The organism is bacterium (assembly GCA_035454885.1).
Taxonomy (GTDB): Bacteria; UBA10199; UBA10199; order JACPAL01.
On record DATIGE010000077.1, the window covers coordinates 36,545 to 53,568 of the forward strand.

Genomic DNA, 17,024 nt, shown 5'->3' on the forward strand with positions numbered 1-17,024 from the left:
TTATGATGAAGAAGAAATTCGCCTACGCGTTGCTCCTTTTTACCTCCATCCCGTTCGCCGGTCAATTCAGGCCCTCGTACGCCAAAGCGCCCGAGGTCCTGTCGGCGGAGGAACGGGTCGAGCGACTCCGAAAGGGCGAGACCTTCACGGACGGGGGGTATCTCAAAAAGGGGGTTTGGGGCCAGATGGAGGGTGTCATCCAAGCCCCCCCCAAGGTGGTCTGGCGCCTGTTCATCCAGGCCAATGAATGGTCCAAGTACAAGCTGCCGCAGCTGGTCGACAGCCGCGCCCTTTCGGAGGAGATCGCGCAGCAGTCCGCTTCGATCAAGAAGGTGGACGACTTCTACAAGCTTTTGGGGGATCGGATCTTCGATCCCACGCAAAATCAGAGGAGCAAGACGTCCTGGATCAACCACACCTTTCAATATTACGACCTGCCCTGGCCGGTCTCCAACAAGTGGATGGTCATGAGGAACGTGAACGACGAGACGGAAGGGGAGAAGGGCGTCTACCGGTGCTCGTGGGAAAAGATGGCGGGGAATATCAGAACCCTGAGAGGGGAATTCCGGCTCGAGCCGTTTGAAGGGGATGCGAAGCGCACCTTGATGTTCTACCGCGTCGAGACTGATCCGGGATCGGGGGTCCCGAGGTTTCTCCTGAAGTGGGGTGTCAAGAAATCCCTGCCCGCCGCCATGCGGGTGATCCGCCGCGAAGCGGTGCGCCTGGCGAACCGGCCGTCGCCCATCTTGAAAACGCAGTAAGGGCGAACACGAGGTTCGCCCCTACATCACTTTTTTTGGAAGACCTGCCAGCTCTTGAGATAGTTCAAAGCGACGCGCTTCTGGTAATCTTCCTCTTCCGTCTTGGCGGCTTCGGCCTCTTTCTTCTTTTCGACCTTCTTTTCGAGGTGTCCCGCGAGATCTTTCTCGCTCACGTAACGGTCTTTCGACGCCGGAGATCCCGTCTGGCGCGGCTTCTGCGCCTCGACCACGACGTCCGGTTTGATGCCCTCGGCTTGGATCGAGCGCCCCTTGGGCGTATAGTACTTGGCGACGGTGAGCTTGAGCGCCGCTCCGTCCCCCAACTCGAAAATGGTCTGGACCGTCCCCTTGCCGAAGGTCTGCGTGCCCAGGAGCACGGCCCTCTTGTGGTCTTGGAGGGCGCCGGCGACGATTTCGGCCGCGGAGGCGCTGCCTCCGTTCACCATGATGATGAGTGGATAAGACGGCTCTTTTCCGCTCTTGGTCGCGATCCGGCGGTCGACCTCGTGGTTGCGGCTCGCGGTCGTGACGATCGTTCCCGACTCGAGGAATTCGTCGCTGACGTCGACCGCCTCGTCGAGCAGGCCCCCCGGGTTGTTGCGCAGATCGATCACGAGCCCTTTGAGAGGACCCTTGTTCTTCTTCTCAAGGGCGTCCAGATTCTTCCTCAGGTCCTCGTCCGTATCCTCCTGGAACGACGCGATCCGGACGTAGCCGAAGCCCCCCTCCTCGAGACTTGAGCGGACGCTCTTGATTCGGATGGTGTCGCGATGGAGGCTGACTTCAATGGGGTCGCGCTGTCCCTCGCGCAACAGAGTCAGATGCACCTTGGAACCGCGCGAGCCGCGCATCTTGCGGACGGCTTCCGCCAGGCCGATCTCCTTGGTGGAGACGCCGTCGATCTTGAGGATGCGGTCGCCGGCATGGACCCCCGCCTTTTCCGCGGGAGAACCCTCGATGGCGGTGACGACCGTGAGCACGTTGTTCCTGACCGTCACCTCGAGACCCACGCCCCCGAAGCGTCCCTCGGTGTCCACCCGAAGTTCGCGGTAGGCTTCGGGCGTCATGAAGACGGAATGCGGGTCGAGCGTGGAGAGAAGCCCGCGGATCGCCCCGTAGACCAGCTCGCGCCCGTCGGGATCTTCGACATAGTCGTCCTGAACGAGGTTCAAGACCTTCGTGAAGAGATCCAACTCCTTATAGAGGGACGCGGCCGAAGGACCGCCGGCGGCCTCTTTTCCCTTCTTCTTGGCCCTTGCGGGCGAGGCGATGACGGTCGACAGGATGATGGCGGCGCACAAGCAGGCGAGCGCGGTCCGAAATCTCAAAAAGGCCTCCAAAATCATCTTCCCATGCCCCGGCCAAAAAGTATAGAGGTCTTGCGAAAGGAACCTCATCCATGGCGGCCCTTCAAGATCTGTCCAAGCTCGTTCGTCATCACATCCTCGTCTCCACGACGGAGGCGGCCTCAGGCCATCCCACGTCCTCCCTCTCGGCGGCGGACCTGATGACCGCTCTCTTCTTCAAATACCTGCGGGCCGACCTGGACCGTCCGGAACATCCGAACAACGACCGGGTGATCTTCTCCAAGGGGCATGCGGCCCCGCTTTTGTACTCCCTCTATGCCGCGGCCGGCGTCCTGACGGAGGCCGATCTAATGACCCTCCGCAAGCTGGGCAGCCCTCTCCAAGGACATCCCACGCCCGCCTTCCGCTATGCGGAGGCCGCGACCGGAAGCCTGGGGCAGGGTCTTTCCATCGGCGCCGGCATGGCGTTGAACGCCAAGTTCCTCGATAAGCTGCCTTACCGGACGTTCGTCCTTTTGGGAGACGGAGAGATGGCGGAGGGCTCGGTCTGGGAGGCGGCGCAGATCGCGGCCTACTACAAGCTCGACAACTTGATCGCCGTGGTGGACGTGAACCGGCTCGGCCAATCGCAGGAAACCATGTATGGCCACGATGCCGAGGCCTACTCAAAACGCCTCGCGGCCTTCGGATGGGACGTGGTCACGATCGACGGTCATTCCTTTCCCGAGATCGAAAAGGCCTACGAGGCGACATTTGCGGCGAACGGCCGACCCAAGGCGATTGTCGCGAAAACGATTAAGGGTCACGGCATCTCCTTCCTGGCCGACAAACCCGGCTGGCATGGCAAGGCCCTGTCTCCCGCGGATTTGGAAAAGGCGTTGAAGGAGCTCGGACCGGTCGACCGGAAACTCAAGGGCCCGGTCCAAAAGCCCCAGGACTTGAAGCCCGCTGCGGCGCCCGTGTCGCCGGCCCCGGCCCCGTCCTATCAGAAGGGCGACAAGGTCGCGACCCGCAAGGCGTACGGCCAGGCCTTGGCCCGCTTGGTCGTCCAGCATCCCAACCTGGTGGCCATCGACGCGGAGACGAAAAACTCGACCTTCGCCGAAATCCTCATGGAAAAGAGGAAAGAGAACTATTTCGAGATGTTCATCGCCGAGCAGAACATGATCGGCGTGGGCGTGGGACTCGCGCGGCGCGGCAAGATCCCGTTCGCCTCGTCGTTCGCAGCCTTTCTGACGCGCGCCTACGACCAGATCCGCATGGCGGCGGTGTCGGAGGCCAATCTCAAGTGCGCGGGCTCGCACGTGGGCGTCTCCATCGGGGAGGACGGTCCGTCGCAAATGGGATTGGAAGACATCGCGATGTTCCGGGCCGTGCACGGAAGCACCGTTCTGTACCCGTCGGACGCCGTGTCCTCCGAGGCCTTGGTCGAGGAGATGATCAAGACGCCCGGCATCGTTTATCTCCGCACGAGCCGCCCGGCGACGCCGGTGCTTTACGATGTTTCGGAAAAGTTTCCAGTGGGGGGCTCCAAGACGCTCCGGTCTTCGGGCCAAGACGCGGTCACTCTCGTCGCCGCCGGCGTGACTCTGCACGAATCCCTCAAGGCCGCCGACCTCCTGGCCAAGGACGGTGTTTCCGTGCGGGTGATCGACGCCTATTCCGTCAAGCCGATCGACGCCAAGACCTTGAGAAAGGCCGCGCAGGAAACCAAGGCCTTGGTCGTGGTGGAGGACCATTGGCCGGAAGGCGGCTTGGGAGACGCGGTCTTGGAGGTCCTGGCCGAGCAGCCGAAGGTGCCCGTCTACAAAGTGGCGGTCCGCATCCTCCCCGGCTCGGGCAAGCCGGAGGAGTTGGTCGAGCAGGCGGGTCTTTCCGCCGCCGCGATTGTCCGAAAGATCAAAGAGATCGTTTAAATTCCCGGATGTGCGCGGGAGTCGTCCCGCAACAGCCGCCGATCCACGTACAACCCAATTTCTTGAATCGCAGGCCCCATCCGGCGAATTCCGCGGGTGAGAGCGTATGGCCCGGAAGGCCGCCGGAAATCCGCGCGGCGAAGGGGCCTTCGTCGGCGCGCCGGAGCGCTTGGAGGAGCGAAAAGGCGTCTTCGGGCGAAGCGCCGCAGTTGGCGCCGAGGACGTCCGCACCCGCGGAACGGAGCGTGGCGGCGGCGAGTTCCGCCGTTTCGGGGGTCAGGCGCAGGGGGCGGGCAAGAAGCGCCAGGACCGTGCCGTCCGAAACCTGCCTCGCGGCCGCGGTGGCCGCTTCCGCCTCCGTGAGGGAGGTCATCGTCTCGATGACATATCCCGAGGGGGACTCCTTTTCGAGGGCGAGGGCCTGTTCCTTGAAGGATTGGAACATCTGGGGAAACGACATCCGTTTTGCCGCCTGGCCCAACGGGCCGATCGAGGCGAAGACGCGCCTGCGTCCCGCGGACTGTCTGGCCAGGCGGATCCCCGCGCGGTTGATCGCCTCAAGGCGGCCGGCGAGGCGGTGGTTTGACAGACGGGGGCGGTTCGCGCCGAAGGTGTTTGCGACAAGGACCTCCGCCCCGGCGCCGGCGTAGCTCCGGTGGATTTCGCGGATCAACTCCGGACGGGAAAGATTCAAGGCCTCGAAACACGTTCCGAGGGGAACTCCGTGCGCGAGCAACATCGTGCCCATCGCTCCGTCCATGAGGATGAACTTAGATTTCGACATGGTGAATGTTGGTCAGCTCCCGCCCTAAGATCCGTTGCCCCACCCTTTGAAAGCGTTCCGGTGAATCGGTGACGAAGAACTTTCGGATGGGCTCCGGATGGGATGCCCGCGCAAGGCCGCGTGCGGCAAGCAGGGAGGCTGTTTCCCGCGCCGTCTCCTCGGCGGAATCGACGAGGGTGATCCCATCGCCGGCGACCCTTCGGAGCGTCTTCTTGAGCAGGGGGTAATGCGTGCAACCGAGGATCAGGGCGTCGAGTCCCTCCGCGAGGAGGTCCCGGAGATGGACGCGGGCGACGCTCTCGGCGACGTCGTTGTCCCACCATCCCTCCTCAACCAAGGGAACGAAGAGGGGACACGCGGCGCTCTTGACCGAGAGGTCCGCGTCTTGCCTCTCAAGACTTTTCGAGTAGGCCCGGCTTGCGATCGTGCCCTCCGTGCCGATGACCCCCACGCGGCGCTTCGCCTTCGTTGCGACCGCACGCAAGGCACCGGAAACCCCAGGCTCGATCACGCCCAGGATGGGGATCGGGAACTCCTTTTGGAGGGGCTCCAGGGCGAAGGCCGAGGCGGTATTGCAGGCGACCACGACGATCTTGACTCTCTCTTGCAGCAGAAACCGGACGTTTTGAAATGCGTAGCGCGTGACCGTCGAGGCGGACTTTGTCCCGTACGGAACGCGCGCCGTGTCTCCCAGATAGATCAAGTCTTCATGGGGAAGGATCTTGGCGATTTCCCGGAAAACCGTGAGGCCGCCGATGCCGGAGTCGAAGATGCCGATGGGGCGTTGGGGCACTAGCTTCCTTTACGTCCCTTTTCCCTTCAATCCTTAGAGGCAAGGGACGTCCCGAGCCTCATGGTTCTTGTGGTTTCGGGACGAGTCGTAACGAGCGCTGTCCCGCGGGAAGCGGGACCGGAATCTAGCGTCCGGCCCGGCGGCGTTTGTGGCCGCCGTTCAGCTTCTTCTTCATCAGGTTGCGCCCCATGGAGTCGATCTTCTTTTCGAGCATGTTGATGCGGCGCTCGTAAGAGGAGAGCTGGTTCTTTGAGGGGATGCTCATGGTCTTGAGGGCGTCTTGCACGTTCCGGTGGATCGTGCGGGCGATTTCGTCCTTGGTCTGGATGACCTTGGCGATGGTCTCCGTGAAGCGACGGTTGTTGAGAAGCTCGTTGATGGTGGCCGACTTGAGGATCTGGCCGACGATGTCCTTCTTCAACCTCTCTCCCCTCGCAATCGCGTCTTCGATGACTTCCTTAAGCATACGTCCCCCTCGCTGAACAAAAAGAAACATTTTTTGGCTTGAACCCCCTGTTCACTAATGGAAACGCCGGGGCCTGTCAATAGCCTCTCACTCGACTTATTCATTCCGAGGAGGCGTCGGGAATGCTTGACTTGGGTCCTGATTCCGCACAGTTTTGCGTCATGACTCTGAAGATGGAGAGATTGAGGGAGGGGTTGGGAGGCCTCGAAAACGCGCTCGTAGCCTACTCAGGTGGCGTGGACTCGGTCTTCCTTCTCAAGACGGCCCGCGACGTCCTGGGAAAGCGCGTCAAAGCCGTCACCGCGATTTCACCCTCTTACCCGACCTACGAGCGGGAGGAGAGCCGGTCGCTTGCCCGCGAAATGGATGTCGAGCACGTCGAGATCGACACCTGTGAACTCGACCGGCCGGAGTACCGGGCGAACCGGGGCGACCGGTGTTATTTCTGCAAATCCGAACTCTACGAGACCCTGGCGGCCAAGGCCAAGGAGTGGGGATTCCGCTGGATCCTGAACGGGGTCAACGTCGACGACCTGGGAGATTACCGACCGGGTCTCAAGGCGGCCGAGGAATGGAATGTGAGGAGCCCCTTGGTGGAGGCGGGATTGACGAAACCTGAAATTCGCGAGCTCTCAAGGGAGCTCGGATTGAGGACCTGGAACAAACCGGCGCTCGCGTGTCTCTCGTCCCGGTTTCCTCCCGGGACCGAGGTGACGGAAGACAGGCTTCGCCGGATCGACCGAATCGAGACGGCCCTCGTGCGCATGGGGTTCGCGGGAGTCCGGGTTCGCTTTCACGAGCCGATCGCGCGGATCGAGGTCGGGCCGGAGGCCTTCAACCGTTTTCTCGATCCGGAACTGAGGGCGGAGGTCGACCGCCTCTGCCGCGAGAACGGATTTCTTTATTCCGCACTCGACCTCGCCGGTTACAAGACCGGCAGCGTGAATCTGCCGTTGTTCCAAATTACCTGATCCTGTGGCACACTCCTCGTGTGCGCATCGGAATCCCCCGCGAAGTAAAACCCTTCGAGGACCGCGTGGCGATGACCCCGGCGGGCGTCAGGCGTCTTGTGGAGGCGGGCGCGGACGTGTGGATCGAACGCGGCGCGGGACGGAACGCGGGTTTCTCGGACGCCCACTATCAGGCCGCGGGGGGAATCCTGAAAGCGTCGGCCAGGTCCGTGTGGCAGGCGGACCTGGTTCTGAAGGTCAAAGAACCCCAGCCCTCCGAGTTCCGTTTTTTCCGCGAAGGGCTGATCCTTTTCACCTTTCTCCATCTGGCGGCCTTTCCCAGGCTTGAGAGGGAACTCAAGAAGAGGAAGGTGAGGGCGATTCCCTACGAGATGATCCGGGACGAGTCAGGCTCCTTTCCCATTCTCGCCCCCATGAGCGACATCGCCGGATGCCTCGCCGCCCTGATCGGGTCGAACTATTTAAGGAGGGACCTGGGAGGCAAGGGGACCCTCCTCACCGCCATCGGATCGGGAGGGACCGGCCACGTGACGATCCTGGGGGCCGGACACGTCGGCAGGAACGCCCTTCGGGTCGCGCACGGCCTGGGGGCGACCGTGACCGTCTTCGACAAGAATAGGGAGAAGCTGGCCCGTCTCGCGGAGCAGTACGGGGAAAGGTTCCAGCCGATGAGCGATCCGGGGGAGCTTCCGGAGATCCTCAAGCGGACGGACCTCTTGATCGGTGCCGTCCTTGTGGCGGGTCAGGCGGCGCCGACGATCGTCACAAGGAAAATGGTGTCTCTGATGGAAAAGGGATCCGTGATCGTGGACGTGGCGATCGACCAGGGGGGCTGCATCGAGACGATCCGGCCGACGACGATCAAGACGCCGGTCTTCCTCAAGTACGGCGTCCTTCACTACGGTGTGACCAACATGCCGTCGATGGTCCCGCGCACGGCGACCGAGGCGCTCGCGCGGGCGACGTTGCCGCATGTGATTGAGATCTGCCGGTCAGGCTCCTTCCCGGCATTTTGAATGCCCAGTCCCGCCCTTTTCCATGGGTCCCATCTGCAACCCTTGGAGGCCTTAGGTCCGCCGATACGGTCCAAGGGGTTTGAGGGGCATCGCCGCCGGCAGTCGCTTCAGGAAGGACTTGTTCCGCTCCGCGATGGCCGCCAGGACCGGATAATCATAGGTGAGGACAGGGTGTCCCAGCGCGAGCATCAGGACCTCGTAGAGCGTGGCGACGTGGCCGAGGCCGGAGTGGCGCAGAAATCGCCTTTCGGGGGATCCCGCGAGGATCCGTTCCATGGCCTTCACGGTTCGGGCGAATTCTTCCTTCAATCGAAGAAAGCATTCCTTGTTCTGGCACGACTCGATCGTCTGCCGGACCTCCCAGGCCCGCCTCTCGGCCGCTTCAAAAAGATCGAAGGTGTCTTGCCGCTCCTCCGGAAGCCATCGGCTCGCCCAGGCGGTCCAAAAGAAGGAGAGAAAAAGGGCCCCGATGACACACGACTCATAGACCTCGCGGGCGACGGGAACGATGCGGGGAAAGACCGCGATGGCCGACCAGAGGGCCGTGACGCGGACGGTTCTCAGGGCGAGTTCCTTTTTGTGGCACCGCAAGAGACCGGCTTGATCGATCCCGTAACGGCTCAAGGCCGCCTCGCCCCAGGACGAGGGCATGCCGAGGCTCGTCGGGTCCGAGGTTTGAAATCGGGTCGAGCCGGTCGGCGGCCACGGATCCCCGCCGCCTCCTTGGCCCCCGTCCCCGCCTTGGACGGCCAGGATCCCCGGCGCGAGCGCCGGTGCGGCCGGAACGCAGGGCATGGCGACGCGCGCCGCTTCTTGGGCGGCGGTCTGCAAGGAAAGGGGCGTAAAGGCGGTCGGGATCATAGACAAACCTCAATTCTCTTCGAGGGAATGACTTGTAATGTTTCGAATGATCGCGGCGTCAGGAAATTACTTTCAGAATGGGTAATTCCATTCCTGCAGCCTTTGGAGGCCTTTGAGGGTGAGATTCGGATCGACACTGTCGATCGCCCTTGAGGCGTGGCCGACCAAGGCGGAGAGGCCGCCGGTGGCGATGACCTTTACGGGGAAGCGCAGCTCCTTCCTGATCCTCTGCACCAACCCGTCGATGAGTCCCACGTAACCGTAGAAGACGCCGGAGCGGATCGCCTCGACGGTGTTCCGGCCCACGGCGCGGCGGGGGCGGGCGATCGGAACGAGGGGGAGGAGGGCGGTCTTTTCATGCAGGGCCTCGTTGGCGATGCCGATCCCCGGGGAGATCGTCCCGCCGATGTACTCGCCCCGGGGCGTCACCACGTCGCAGGTCGTCGCCGTCCCCAAGTCCACGATGATGAGGCCGCATTCCCAGCGCGCGTAGGCGGCGGCCGCGTTCACGATCCGGTCCTGGCCGACCTCGCGGGGATTCCGGGTCCGGACGCGGATCGGCATCTTCATTTTGGATGATACAAAGAAGGCCCTCCGGCCCGTGGCCTTTTTGGCCAGTCGCTCGATGGCCGGCTTCAAATGCGGAACGACGCTGGAGGCGACGACCGCCTTGAGGTTGTTTGGAGGCCTCCGGGCCCAGCGCGTGAGCGCTTGGGGCGTCGAGGCGATCCGCCAGGTCTTCTTGAGTCTCTTCCCCTCGAAGAGCCCCAGGACGGTGTTCGTGTTGCCCGCGTCGATCGCCAGAAGCATCTTGTCTCCTCCTTAGGTTCGAACGCTCGGCGTGACATCCCCCGCGAGGATCGAAACGATTCCTTCCTCCGTCTTCACCCTCAAATGGCCCTCCGGGGAAAGACCGGCGACGACCCCGGTCCTCTCGCCTCCGTCGTCCCAACGGACGTGGCGGCCGTTCAGATAGGAATGGGCCTCGCAGAAGGAGATCGTCTTGGAAGGGCCCTCGCGGGTGAATTCGTCGTAGCGCTGGCCGAAGGCCTCCAAGAGACGGTTCAAGGCCGTCTCCCGGTCCACAGCACGTGCGGTCGCCATCTTGACGGACGTCACCTTTTCCCGGACCTCCGGAGAAAAATCCTCGGGATCGGCGTTCAGGTCGACGCCGATTCCCACGACGACCCATTTCAACCGATTCCCCTGGGACTCCATTTCGGTCAGGATGCCCGCGACCTTCTTGTCCCCCCAGTAAAGGTCGTTCGGCCACTTGATCTTCAGGCGATCGGCGCCGGGGAGGAGGTCCGCCAGCAGGTCATGAACGGCGGTCCCCGCGACGAGGGTGAGGAGGGCGGCCTGCGCGGGGGGACAGGCCGGGCGAAGCAGGATCGAGACGTACAGGTTCTTGCCGCGCGGCGATTCCCAACGGCGCCCGAGCCGGCCGCGGCCCGCGGTCTGGGACTCCGAGACGAAGACCTCGCCCTCGGCGCCGCCTTCCCTCGCGCCGGCGACGGCCAGGTCGTTGGTGGACGCGGTTTGCTCGAAGCGATGGATAACGAGGTTCACGGCAGAGGTTCCTAGCTTGAGTTCTCCCTCTTGGGAAGGGCAGCTTTCACGATGGCTGTGAGCTTGGAGTTGATGCGCCGGAAATTCGCCAGCAGGTCCAGGTGAATCGAGCTTGTCTCGATCGCCTCCTTCAATCCCTTGTGCAGCCTTAAGAGATGCGCCTCGCGGTATTTGTCCTCCATGACGGCCAGGTGCCTTTCGTGCCGGGCCATCTTGCGGGCGATGATCTCGTCCTCGGCGGCGAGGTAGGCGAGGGCCAGGTGGAAGTTTTCCAAGACCTTCGCGTGGAAATCCTGGATCTCCTTCCATCCCTCGGCCGAGAATTGGAGGTCCTTTTGAATCTTCTTCTCGGCCAATTCCAGGACGTTCTTGTTGATGATGTCGCAGATCTCCTCCATGTCGCTCGCCATGGCCACCAAGTTGAGCTGGATGCGCGCCTGGTCGGAGGTCAAGGTCTCCTGCGAGATGTGCGCGAGGTACATCTTGATCGACCGGTCGAGGACGTCGACCTTGTCGTCCTCCTCCTCGATGTAATTCATGAGCTCGCGATCGTTGTCGGCAAAGACGGTCAGGGTGCGGGCGAACATTTCGGAGGCGATTTCCGCCATGCGCAGGATCTCGCGGCGCGTGCTGGCGAAGGCGAGCGGGGGGGTCTCCAAGGACTTCGAGTCCAGATATTTCGGACCGAAAGGCTTGTGCTCGCTCTGGTAGGGCTCGGGGATGAGCTTACGGACGAACCAGGCCCCCGGCGTGAGAAAGGGCAGAAAGAGGATCGAGAGGGAGAGGTTGAACGTCAGGTGGCTCAAGGCGGTCTGGGCGGCGGGATTGCCTTGAAACGACGGCATGCGCGACGCGATCGCCACGACCAGATCCCTGAATTGAGGGAGGAAGGCGAGCGCGACGGCGGCCCCGGTCGCCTTGAAGAGGAGATGGGCGGCCGCGACCCGCCGGGCGGCGGGGCCGCCGCCGATGGAGTTCAAGATCGAGCCGGCGCACGTGCCGACGTTCGCCCCCAAGACGATCGGGAGCGTCTCCGGGAGGCTCAAGAGTCCGGAGAAGGCCAGCGCGATCGCGACGCCGAGGGTCGTTGCGCTGTTCTGGACCAGGGCCGTGAAGGCGGCGGCGGCGAAGAACGCGTAGACGGGACTCGAACCCAGGGCCTCGAAGATCTCCGTCAGGAGGTGGTTTTGTTGCAGCGGGGCCGTAGTCTGGATCATGAGCTTCATGCCGAAGAAGACGAAGCCGAATCCCAGGATAATCATGCTGAGGTAGCGGCTTTTTTTCCGGCGCGAGGCGATGTCCAGGATCACGCCCGCGACCAGCAGGAGCAAGGCATAGTCCGCGATGTGCCGGACGGAGAAGAGCAGGACGACGAACGTCGTGCCGATGTCGGCGCCCAAGATCACCCCCATCGCCTGGACGAGGGAAATGACGCCCGTGGCGGCGAAGCTCACGAGCATCACCGTGGTCGCCGTGGAGCTCTGGAGGATCAAGGTCGTCAGGATGCCGATGACCAGGGCGGAGAACCGGTTTTCGGTCAGCGAGGCCACCAGGGGCCGGAGGCGGTCCCCCGCGATGAGCTGCACGCCCACGCGCGAGAGGCGGATGCCGTACATGAAGATCGCCAACGCGCCGAGGAAGGCGAGGCCGGAGAAGGAGGAATCCATCACTTAGGTAAGCGTAACATAATCGAAGCGATGGCGGAAGGTTTCCCGGGGAGGGCTTTCTTGTTATGCCAATAAATAATTGGCATGCCAACTTTTCAGTGGTATATAAGACCCACACTAAAGTGCGATTCAAGGCTTAGATTTTTGGAGGATCTGAAACGTGAGAAATCTCGCAGCTCCCCTTGAGAGGGACTGGCAAAAGAAGTTTGTCTTCCTGGCAGGCCCTCGTCAGGTGGGTAAGACTCATTTGGCCATGTCGGTCATGGAGCATTTGGGAGGGCGGTATTACAATTGGGACCTTGCCGAAGACCGTCAGAAAATACTGACCAAAGAGTTCCTTCAGGATCGTTGGGTCGTCCTGGATGAGCTTCACAAGTACGACCGCTGGAAGAATTTCCTTAAAGGAATTTACGACAAGTACCACCAGACCTTGAAGGTTCTCGTAACGGGCAGCGCCCGACTGGATGTCTACCGCCGAGGCGGGGACAGTCTGCTGGGCCGGTATTTTCTCTTTCATCTCCATCCCTTCACCATGGGGGAGGTGAGACGACCGGAAGTCATCGGGAAGCCCGACGATGTGTTGAAAGTGGAGCAAGGGGCTCCCGCTCCGGAATTGCCGGACTTGATGGATCAGCTTCTTCGATTGGGAGGTTTTCCCGAACCCTTCCTGAGCGGATCGGAGGAGGTGCATAGCCGCTGGTCGATTCAAAGAACGGAAATCCTCGTGCGGGAGGATATCCGCGACCTGACGCAGGTGACGCTGTTAAGCTTGGTCGAGCACCTGATGCTCTTGCTGCCGGGCCGCGTGGGTTCCGTCTTGAGCGTCAACAGCCTTCGAGAAGAACTGCAGGTCGCCTATAACACCGTTCGGTCATGGCTGGAGACGTTCGAGAGGCTTTATATCACCTTCAGTCTCAGCCCTTGGACGCAGAAGATCGCGCGGTCGATTCACAAGGAGAGAAAGCTTTATCTCTGGGATTGGTCGCAGATCAAAGACGAAGGTGCCCGCTTTGAGAATTTCATCGCCTCCCATCTTTGGAAGGCCGTTCATCTCTGGCGAGACCTCGGGATGGGCGATTTTGGGCTATGGTTCGTGAGGGATCGCGACCGAAGGGAAGTGGATTTTTGCGTGACGAAAGATCGAGCCCCTTGGCTCCTGGTCGAGGCGAAACTCTCCGAGACCCAACTCTCCGAATCGCTCGAGTCTTATGCCAACCGTTTCGGAGTCCCCGGCATCCAAGTTCTCAAGACCGGAGGTGTGCTCAAAAAGAAGGGGCCTCATTGGATCGTGAGCGCGGACCGCTGGCTGCCTCTCTTTCCTTGAAACCTTAACTTGCCAACTTCATCGCCTCGTTCATCCGGACGGATACCAGCTGGGAACAGCCGGGCTCCTGCATCGTGACGCCGTAGAGGAGGTCGGCCTTCTCCATCGTGCGGCGGTTGTGGGTGATCAGGATGAACTGCGTGCGCGGCGTCATCTCCTGGAGGAGGTTGTGGAAACGCTGGGTGTTCAGGTCGTCGAGCGGCGCGTCGACCTCGTCCAGGATGCAGAAGGGAGAAGGCTTGACCAGGAAGATCGAGAAGACGAAGGCGACGGCCGAGAGGGCCTTTTCGCCGCCGGAGAGGAGCCCGATGTGGGAGAGCTTCTTGCCCGGAGGCTGGACCAGGAGCTCGACGCCGGCGTTCAAGAGGCCCTGCCCGTCTTCGCCCTCTTGCAAGCGCATCTCGGCCCGTCCGCCGCTGAAGAGGCGGGGGAAGAGGGTCTTGAACCGCTCGTTGACCATCTCGAAGGTGGCCTCGAAGCGGAGCTTGGTCGTCTGGTTGATCCGGTGGATGGCCTTCTTGAGCGCCTCGATCGAGTCCTCGAGGTCTTGGATCTGTTTCGACAAGAAATCCTGGCGGACTTTCAGTTCCTCGTACTCGGGGATGGCGCCGAGATTGACGTCTCCCATGCCCTCCAGCTTGGACTTGAGCTCGTTCAGCCGCGCTTCTTCCTCCTCCTGGTTGAAGTCGGGGGCAACGTCCGCCGGCACTTCGGCGAGGTTGACGGAGTATTTTTCCAGAATGCGTTGCTCCAGGTGGGAGATCTCGGTCTCCGCCCTGGAGAGGGTGACGCGAAGATCGCCCGTGTGGCTCTTGGCGAGATCGTTCTCCTTGCGCAGGTCCCTCACCCGGGCCTCTTTGTCCTTGAGCCCCGAGGCCAGCGTTTCGAAGGCGCGGCGCGCGTCTTCCTGGGAGACGGTGAGTTCGTCCGCCGCCGTCTTCAGGGACCGGATCTCGTCCGCGGAGGTTTGCAGGGCCGAACGGATCCCGGCGATCTTCCGATGGGCCTCGGTGATGAACGACATCTTTTGCTCGATCTGCTGCCGCAGGTCGCTTTCGATCCTCAACAGACGCTCGGACTCGCGCTCGGCCATCGACCGCCGCTCGGAGAGGGCCGCGGCCTCGACCCGGAGGGAGGTCAGCCGCTCGTGGGCCAGACGGACCCGGTGCTGTTGTTCGTTGAATTCCGTCTCCAACCGGACCAGGGACCCGTCTTTTTCCTCCAAGGATTTGATCAGCTCGCCGCGCCGCATGTCGCCGGCCTCCAGTGAGGCGTCCGCTTTTTCGAGGTCGGCGGCGATTTCCTCCCGCTCCCGCGCGATTTTCGCGTGGGCCTCGTCGACGCGCCGGTATTCCTCTTCAAGATGCTGGACCTCTTGCCCCAGGGACATGTGTTTCATTTCCTCTTCATGCGCGCGCCGCACCAGCGTTTCCTGATTCATCCCCAGTTCGGAGAGGCTCCCCTCGAGCTGCGAGAGGGTATCCTCCTTGAGACCGATCTCCTCCTCCATCTCGGCGCAGAGGGCCCTGAGCTCCTTGATCTCGCGCTTCTTCTCCAACAAGAGCTTGCCGCGGATACCTCCTCCGGACTCCGACGTCCCTCCGCTGACGACGCCGGAGGGGTCCACGACCTCGCCGTCCAGGGTGACCAGGGTCTTCTTGTGGCCGTTCCCGCGCCAAAGGGTGAGGGCGTCTCCCAACGTCTCGACCAGGACGACGTCGCCCAAGAGGAACTGTCCGATCTTTCGATAATCCTCCCGGATCTTGACATGGTTCATGAGCGGTCCGATGACGCCTCCCTGATGATAGGGGAACGCTTCGGAGGCATGGTCCCGGACCTCGATGGGGATGAAGCTGGAGCGTCCCGTGCTTTGGGCCTTGAGGTAATTGATGGCCTCGACCCCTTCTTCGTGGCCTTGCACGATGACGTACTGGAGTTTTTCGCCCAGGGCGGCGCTGACCGCCGTTTCGTAGCGGGGCGAGGTCTCGATGAAGTCGGCCACGACGCCGAAAACGCCGCCGATCTCCCGGTTGTCTTTCTTCTTCTGCAGGATCGCGCGGACGCCCTCCTCGTAGCCCTCGAAATTCCGCTCCAAGTCCAGGAGGGACTTGAGCCGCGAACGCTTGTTGACCAGTTCCTCCTGCCGGACCTTGAGTTCTTGGGAGAGGACGTCCCGACGGGCCTGTTTGTCGGCGAGCTCGACCCGGACGGTTTCGATCTCGCCGCGGAGCGAGGCGCAGAGCCGCGTGATTTCCTGCAGGAGACGGGATTTTTCCTGAAGTTCAGCGTTTTGTTCCCCGCGAAGCCTGTCCTCCTCCGTCAGTTCCACTTCGAACTTGGCGAATTGGCCCTTGAGCGACACCTGGCGCTCTTCATAAAGACGGCGCTCCGCCTCCAGACGATGGATCTCGGACGCGGCTTGATGGCGCTCCTCCTTCAGCCGGTTGATCGCGTGCGAAAGCTCTTCCCGTGCGCCTTCGGCGGCCTTCCAGTCATTTTCGGCCGCCTCGAGCGTGCCGGCCGATCCGCCGAAATTGAGCTCGAGATTCGTTTGTTTGGTCTGTTGTTCTTCTTTCTCCCGGGCCAAGGTTTCCTGCCGGCCCTTGAGTTCGACGATTTCGCGGTGCGCCTGGTCTTTGAGAGCGTCCAGGGATTCGATTTCCTTATTCTTGAAACCCGACTCCGCTTCCAAAAGCCGGAGGCGGCTGGTGACCTCGAACCCGCGCTCTTGAAGGCGGTTAAACTCCTGATCCTTTTCCGCGAGCTCGATGCGCCCGCGCTCCAAGTCGGTCTCCAGGATGGAGAGTTCGCCCGTGGATGCGGTCTCGCGGACCGTCCAATCGTCCAAGAGGCCGCGAAGTTCGGAAATTTCACGGTTGAGTTCGGCGTGGCCCAAGGCCGAGAGCCGGATCTCGATCTCCCGAAGTTCGTTCTTCAGCACCTTGTACCGTTCCGCCTTTTTCACTTGGCGGTCGAGGGAATTGATCTGCCGCGAAACCTCATGGAGGATGTCCTTCAAGCGCGCGAGGTTCAAACCGGTCGCCTCCATCTTGCGGAGAGCGGCCTCCTTGCGGGCCTTGAACTTGGAGATGCCGGCGGCCTCTTCCAGCAGGAGACGGCGTTCCTCGGGCTTGGCGTTGATGACGAAATCGATCTTGCCCTGTTCGATGATCGAGTAGGCCTTGTGACCGACGCCGGTTCCCAGGAAAAGCTCGATGACGTCCCGGAGCCGCCCCGGGACCTTGTTAATGAGGTAGTCGCTCTCGCCGGATCGGTAGAGGCGGCGGGTGACGGTGATCTCCGAAAAGCCCGCATAGTCGGCGGGCGCGATGCCGTCTTCCGTCGAGAAGGTGAGGGAGACCTCCGCCATGCCGAGCGGCGGCTTCTTGTCGGAGCCGTTGAAGATCACGTCCTCCATGGACTTGCCGCGAAGGCTCTTGGCGCTCATCTCGCCCATGACCCAGCGGATGGCGTCGACGACGTTGGACTTGCCGCAGCCGTTGGGGCCGACGATGCCGATGACGGGGGCGTCGAAGTCGATGACGGTGGGGTCGACGAAGGACTTGAAGCCGACCAGTTCGAGCCTTTT

14 protein-coding genes are annotated in these 17,024 nt (G+C 62.1%); 5 read left to right on the forward strand and 9 right to left on the reverse strand.

Features of this window, described 5'->3' with window-relative positions:
- Positions 1 to 2: 2 nt before the first annotated feature.
- Positions 3 to 761, forward strand: a complete 759-nt coding sequence (locus VLJ37_12740; GenBank protein HSA60539.1) for a hypothetical protein — start codon at positions 3 to 5, stop codon at positions 759 to 761.
- Positions 762 to 787: 26 nt separating this feature from the next.
- Here the strand turns inward: VLJ37_12740 and VLJ37_12745 are convergent, their stop codons facing one another.
- A complete protein-coding gene (locus VLJ37_12745; protein HSA60540.1) occupies positions 788 to 2,089 on the reverse strand; it encodes a S41 family peptidase in 1,302 nt (433 codons plus the stop codon).
- Between the two features lie 71 nt (positions 2,090 to 2,160).
- Here VLJ37_12745 and VLJ37_12750 point away from each other — a divergent pair, with 71 nt between their 5' ends.
- Positions 2,161 to 3,984, forward strand: coding sequence for a transketolase (locus tag VLJ37_12750; protein HSA60541.1), 1,824 nt, complete (start codon positions 2,161 to 2,163; stop codon positions 3,982 to 3,984).
- Here the strand turns inward: VLJ37_12750 and VLJ37_12755 are convergent.
- The 3 genes from VLJ37_12755 to VLJ37_12765 all read right to left on the reverse strand — a co-directional run bounded on the left by VLJ37_12755 (position 3,968) and on the right by VLJ37_12765 (position 6,027).
- Entirely contained in the window at positions 3,968 to 4,768 is an 801-nt protein-coding gene (locus VLJ37_12755) for a homocysteine S-methyltransferase family protein (GenBank protein ID HSA60542.1), read from the reverse strand. The genes VLJ37_12750 and VLJ37_12755 overlap by 17 nt on opposite strands.
- Positions 4,755 to 5,561 carry a glutamate racemase gene (murI, locus tag VLJ37_12760; GenBank protein ID HSA60543.1) on the reverse strand — a complete coding sequence of 269 codons (807 nt, stop codon included), beginning with the start codon at positions 5,559 to 5,561 and terminating at the stop codon, positions 4,755 to 4,757. Before murI ends, VLJ37_12755 begins: the two co-directional genes overlap by 14 nt.
- Before the next feature lie 124 nt (positions 5,562 to 5,685).
- A complete protein-coding gene (locus VLJ37_12765; GenBank protein ID HSA60544.1) occupies positions 5,686 to 6,027 on the reverse strand; it encodes a phasin family protein in 342 nt (113 codons plus the stop codon).
- A gap of 122 nt (positions 6,028 to 6,149) precedes the next feature.
- Here VLJ37_12765 and larE point away from each other — a divergent pair, with 122 nt between their 5' ends.
- Both larE and ald read left to right on the forward strand, forming a co-directional pair.
- A complete protein-coding gene (gene larE / locus VLJ37_12770) occupies positions 6,150 to 6,998 on the forward strand; it encodes an ATP-dependent sacrificial sulfur transferase LarE (protein ID HSA60545.1) in 849 nt (282 codons plus the stop codon).
- A 20-nt stretch (positions 6,999 to 7,018) separates the two neighbouring features.
- Positions 7,019 to 8,014: an alanine dehydrogenase gene (gene ald / locus VLJ37_12775; protein HSA60546.1), complete on the forward strand. Its 996-nt coding sequence runs from the start codon at positions 7,019 to 7,021 to the stop codon at positions 8,012 to 8,014.
- A gap of 51 nt (positions 8,015 to 8,065) precedes the next feature.
- Here the strand turns inward: ald and VLJ37_12780 are convergent, their stop codons facing one another.
- The 4 genes from VLJ37_12780 to VLJ37_12795 all read right to left on the reverse strand — a co-directional run bounded on the left by VLJ37_12780 (position 8,066) and on the right by VLJ37_12795 (position 12,111).
- A complete protein-coding gene (locus tag VLJ37_12780) occupies positions 8,066 to 8,875 on the reverse strand; it encodes a hypothetical protein (GenBank protein HSA60547.1) in 810 nt (269 codons plus the stop codon).
- A gap of 72 nt (positions 8,876 to 8,947) precedes the next feature.
- Complete coding sequence (locus tag VLJ37_12785) at positions 8,948 to 9,685, reverse strand: type III pantothenate kinase (protein HSA60548.1); 738 nt, start codon at positions 9,683 to 9,685, stop codon at positions 8,948 to 8,950.
- Positions 9,686 to 9,697: 12 nt separating this feature from the next.
- Positions 9,698 to 10,444, reverse strand: coding sequence for a biotin--[acetyl-CoA-carboxylase] ligase (locus VLJ37_12790; GenBank protein ID HSA60549.1), 747 nt, complete (start codon positions 10,442 to 10,444; stop codon positions 9,698 to 9,700).
- Between the two features lie 11 nt (positions 10,445 to 10,455).
- Positions 10,456 to 12,111 carry a Na/Pi cotransporter family protein gene (locus VLJ37_12795; GenBank protein ID HSA60550.1) on the reverse strand — a complete coding sequence of 552 codons (1,656 nt, stop codon included), beginning with the start codon at positions 12,109 to 12,111 and terminating at the stop codon, positions 10,456 to 10,458.
- A gap of 160 nt (positions 12,112 to 12,271) precedes the next feature.
- Between VLJ37_12795 and VLJ37_12800 the strand changes: the two genes are divergently transcribed.
- A complete protein-coding gene (locus VLJ37_12800) occupies positions 12,272 to 13,435 on the forward strand; it encodes an ATP-binding protein (protein ID HSA60551.1) in 1,164 nt (387 codons plus the stop codon).
- A gap of 4 nt (positions 13,436 to 13,439) precedes the next feature.
- Here the strand turns inward: VLJ37_12800 and smc are convergent.
- Positions 13,440 to 17,024, reverse strand: a 3,585-nt coding sequence (smc, locus tag VLJ37_12805) for a chromosome segregation protein SMC (GenBank protein ID HSA60552.1), incomplete at its 5' end; no start/stop codon positions are given.

Excerpts from the sequence above, each read along its gene's own strand:
- VLJ37_12740 (HSA60539.1), top strand. The coding sequence starts at position 3 with ATGATGAAGAAGAAATTCGCCTACGCGTTGCTCCTTTTTACCTCCATC.
- VLJ37_12750 (HSA60541.1), top strand. The coding sequence starts at position 2,161 with ATGGCGGCCCTTCAAGATCTGTCCAAGCTCGTTCGTCATCACATCCTC.
- VLJ37_12755 (HSA60542.1), bottom strand. The coding sequence starts at position 4,768 with ATGTCGAAATCTAAGTTCATCCTCATGGACGGAGCGATGGGCACGATG.
- VLJ37_12765 (HSA60544.1), bottom strand. The coding sequence starts at position 6,027 with ATGCTTAAGGAAGTCATCGAAGACGCGATTGCGAGGGGAGAGAGGTTG.
- larE (HSA60545.1), top strand. The coding sequence starts at position 6,150 with ATGCTTGACTTGGGTCCTGATTCCGCACAGTTTTGCGTCATGACTCTG.
- VLJ37_12780 (HSA60547.1), bottom strand. The coding sequence starts at position 8,875 with ATGATCCCGACCGCCTTTACGCCCCTTTCCTTGCAGACCGCCGCCCAA.
- VLJ37_12785 (HSA60548.1), bottom strand. The coding sequence starts at position 9,685 with ATGCTTCTGGCGATCGACGCGGGCAACACGAACACCGTCCTGGGGCTC.
- VLJ37_12795 (HSA60550.1), bottom strand. The coding sequence starts at position 12,111 with ATGGATTCCTCCTTCTCCGGCCTCGCCTTCCTCGGCGCGTTGGCGATC.